Source organism: Actinomadura roseirufa (assembly GCF_900659635.1).
In the GTDB taxonomy this organism is placed as follows: domain Bacteria; phylum Actinomycetota; class Actinomycetes; order Streptosporangiales; family Streptosporangiaceae; genus Spirillospora; species Spirillospora roseirufa.
The window spans coordinates 1-3,728 of record NZ_CAACVB010000462.1 but is presented as its reverse complement, the minus strand read 5'-3'; the positions used below and the strand labels follow the sequence as shown (position 1 = coordinate 3,728).

At 77.3% G+C, this 3,728-nt stretch carries 3 protein-coding genes; all 3 read right to left on the bottom strand.

Annotated elements, in window-relative coordinates; translation table 11 throughout:
• Window positions 1–1,597, bottom strand: a 1,597-nt coding sequence (bluB, locus tag E1291_RS40100; protein ID WP_242614677.1) for a 5,6-dimethylbenzimidazole synthase, incomplete at its 3' end; no start/stop codon positions are given.
• Window positions 1,581–2,588, bottom strand: coding sequence for an Rv2231c family histidinol phosphate aminotransferase CobC (gene cobC / locus E1291_RS40095; protein ID WP_242614678.1), 1,008 nt, complete (start codon window positions 2,586–2,588; stop codon window positions 1,581–1,583). The genes bluB and cobC, both read right to left, overlap by 17 nt.
• A 110-nt stretch (window positions 2,589–2,698) precedes the next feature.
• Window positions 2,699–3,313 carry a precorrin-8X methylmutase gene (locus E1291_RS40090; RefSeq protein ID WP_242614676.1) on the bottom strand — a complete coding sequence of 205 codons (615 nt, stop codon included), beginning with the start codon at window positions 3,311–3,313 and terminating at the stop codon, window positions 2,699–2,701.
• Window positions 3,314–3,728 lie beyond the last annotated feature (415 nt).

The following is a 3,728-nucleotide window of genomic DNA, read 5'->3' as shown; positions in this document are numbered from 1 at the left end:
GGCACAGCGCCGCGGCGGCGAGCGCGGCGGCCCCGGCGATCACGCCGTCCAGCACGACGGGGACGCGCAGCGCCGCGGCGCCGAGGATGAACCCGGCCAGCGCCGCGTGCTCCAGCCCGCCGACCGCCGCGAGGATCTCCAGCGGCCCGGGGCGGGCCGCCGCGTCCCCGCCGGTGTTCTCGGCGGTGTTCTCGGCGGCGGGGTGGAGGCCGTGTCTGGTCAGGGCCGCGCGGACGACCTCGACCTTGTGGGCGTGGGTGGCGTCGTCGATGCCGGTCCCGCGGCCGGTGACCCGCTCGGGCGGCAGGCCGGTGAAGGCGGCGACCAGCGCGGCGGACGCGGTGGTGTTGGCGATCCCCATGTCGCCGGTGACCAGGCAGCGGGCACCGGCGGAGACCAGGTCGCGGGCCACCTCGATGCCGGTCTCCACGGCCCGCCGGGCCTGCTCGGCGGTCATCGCGGGGCCGGCCGTCATGTCGGCGGTGCCGCGCGCGATCTTGCGCGGCAGCAGTCCGGGCGCGGGGTCCAGGTCGGCGGCCACGCCCACGTCCACGACGCTGACCTCGGCGCCGACCTGCGCGGCGAACGCGTTGACGACGGCGCCGCCGGCGAGGAAGTTGGCCACCATCTGGGCGGTGACCTCCTGCGGCCACGGGGTGACGCCCTGGGCGTGCACGCCGTGGTCGGCGGCGAAGACCGCGACGGCGGCGGGCTCGGGCCGCGGCGGCGGGCATCGCCCGGCCAGCCCGGCGAGCCGCACCGACACCTCCTCCAGCACGCCGAGGGAGCCGGGCGGCTTGGTGAGGCGGGCCTGGTGGTCGCGGGCGTCGCGCATCGCGGCCTCGTCCGGGGCCGCGACGGCGGCGACGGTCTGCTCGATCAGGTTCACGGTGTCCTCCCCGGGCAGCCCGCGCCGCCCGTACTCCTCTTCGTGGACCGCCCAGGCGAGGGGACGGCGGCGCGCCCAGCCGCTCAGCGCGAGCACCGGGGCCGGCGGGAAGGCCGCGACGTGCCCGACGCACAGGTAGGCGACGATCTCGACATGGGCGGGCAGGCCCAGCTCGGCGGCCAGCTCCCGCTCGTCGAAGAAGCTCACCCAGCCCGCGCCGAGCCCCTCCGCGCGGGCGGCCAGCCACAGGTTCTCGACGGCGCAGGCCACCGAGTAGTGGGCCGTCCGCGGCTGGGCGTGCCGCCCGAGCGGGTTCCGGCCGCCCCTGGTGGGGTCGCAGGTGACGACGACGCTGACGGGGGCCTCGCGGATGGCCTCGACCTTGAGCCCGTCGAACAGGGCGGCCCGCGCGGGCGGCAGGGTGGCCGCGTAGGAGGCGCGTTGCCGGGCGGCAAGCGCGCGGATGCGCTCGCGTTTGGCCCGGTCCCTGATGATGAGGAAGTCCCAGGGCTGGGTGAGACCGACCGAGGGCGCCCTGTGGGCCGCCTCAAGGACGCGGGTGAGGACCTCGTCGTCCACAGGGTCGGGGAGGAATCCGTCGCGCATGTCGCGCCGTTCGGAGATGACGCGGTAGACGGCCTCGCGTTCCGCGTCGTTCCAGGGCCCGGAGGGGACGGCCTCAGGTGCCCGGTCAGATTCCCAGGTCACGGAGCACCTCCAGCAGGTCGTCGTTGGACGCGCGGTCGCGGACGGCGACGCGCAGCCAGTCAGGGCCGAGACCGGGGAAGGTGTCCCCGCGCCGCACGGCGTAGCCGCGCTGACGCAGCAGGGCCCGGATGCCCAGGGCGTCCGGGACCCGCAGGCAGAGGAACGACGCGCGCGCCTCCGGCACCACGTACAGGCCGCGCGCGGTCAGCTCGCCCGCGAGCCGGTCGCGTTCGGCGCCCAGGCCGGCGGCCCACGCCTCGGCCTCGGCTACCGCCTCCGGCGCCGAGCACGCCTCGATCGCGACGAGCGCGGGCGTGGACACGGCCCACAGCGGCTGGGCCCGCGCCAGCCGCGCCACCGTCGGCGGGTCGGCGAGCACGTAGCCGGCGCGCAGCCCGGCCAGCCCCCAGGTCTTGGTCAGCGACCGGATCACGACGACCCCGGCGGGGAGCCGGCCGGCCAGCGACTCCGGCTCGCCGGGGACGCAGTCCATGAACGCCTCGTCCACGACGACCGTCCGGCCGGGCCGGGCGAGCGCGGCGACGGTCCCGGCGGGATGCAGCACCGAGGTCGGGTTGGTCGGGTTGCCGATCACCACGAGGTCGGCCTCCTCGGGGACGGCGGCGGGGTCGAGGGTGAAGTCCTTGCCGAGGACGACCCGCTCGACCTCGTGCCCGGCCGCCCGCAGCGCGGCCTCGGGCTCGGTGAACTGCGGGTGCACGACCACGGCGCGGCGGGGCCGCAGGACCCGCGCGAGCAGCACGAACGCCTCGGCGGCGCCCGCGGTGAGCAGCACCTCCGCGGCGGCCCGGCCGTGCCGCCGGGCGACGGCGCGGCGGGCGGGGCGGGGGTCGGGGTAGGCGGCCAGGTCGGCGACGGACGCGCGCAGCCGCTCGGCCAGCCACTCCGGCGGGGTGCCCGCGCGCACGTTGACGGCGAAGTCGGCGAGCCCGCCGCCGACCTCCGCGTCCCCGTGGTGGCTCAGATCGATCTCGCCGTCGGCCTCCGCGGAACGGGCGTCCGCGCGGGTGCCCGCACCGGCCGCCGCGTCGCCCCCCGCACGGGCTCCCCCGCGGGCTCCCCCACGGGCCCCGGTGCCGGTCACGACGCGTCCTCGCCGACCGGGAAGTCCAGCAGCGCGTTGACCGCCGCCGCGGCGACCACCGAGCCGCCCTTCTCCGAGACGTTGCTGAACTGCGGGAGGCCGCTGGCCCGCAGCACCTCCTTGGCGCCCGCCGCCCCGGCGAAGCCCGCAGGGGTCGCGACGACCAGGGCCGGCCGCACCCCGAGCTTCAGCAGCTCGGCGATCGCCTCCGGTTCGGACCCCACCACCCAGACGGCGCCGTGGCCGACCTCGGAGTAGGCCAGCCGGACCGCCGCGGCCGCGCGAGGGATCCCGGCGGCGCGGGCCAGCCGGGCGGCGGCCGGGTCGCCGTCGTGGCACACCGGCGCGCACACCGCCTCGCGCGCGCCGATCCCGGCGGCGACCATGCCGTCGTCGGTGACGATCGGCGCGCCGGAGCACAGCGCGGACCAGCCCTTCCGGAGGTCCTCCTCCCGGGTCACCAGGTCGAGGGCGTACCCCACGTCCGCTGTGGCGTGGACCACCCGTTCGGCGACGGCCCGCCACAGCGGGGGCATCGGTGACAGGTCGACACGGGATCGCAGGATCTCGTACGACCGGACCTCGATCGGGTGGAGCTGGCGGACGGTCACTGAGCCTCCTGGCTGAGCACGGCGATCCTCGCTGTCACCGTGGGTCGTGCGGCGGTTCGGGTCGGACATTAGGGTTTCATGGGTTCCGCGGCTTACAACGCACCCCGCCCCTTAAAGGCGTCTCGCCGGAGTGGTTCGTCTTCGCCGGTCTTCGCCGGGACGATCCGCGCGACGGCGGCGGTGGCGCGGGCCGACCGGCGCTTCGTCACCACCAGTCTCACCGTCATCGGCGGTCCCCCGTCCGGCCCGGTTTCGCGGGCGGCGGTCCCGGCCGCCTCGCGGGCCGCGTGCAGGGCGGCGGCCTCGGCCACGCTCGCGGTGCCAGTTCGATGTGCCCGGCCTGACCAGCGAGAACGCCGCCTTGCCCACGGCGATCGGGTCGTCCAGCCGGACGGCGGCCTCGGCGGCGAGCACC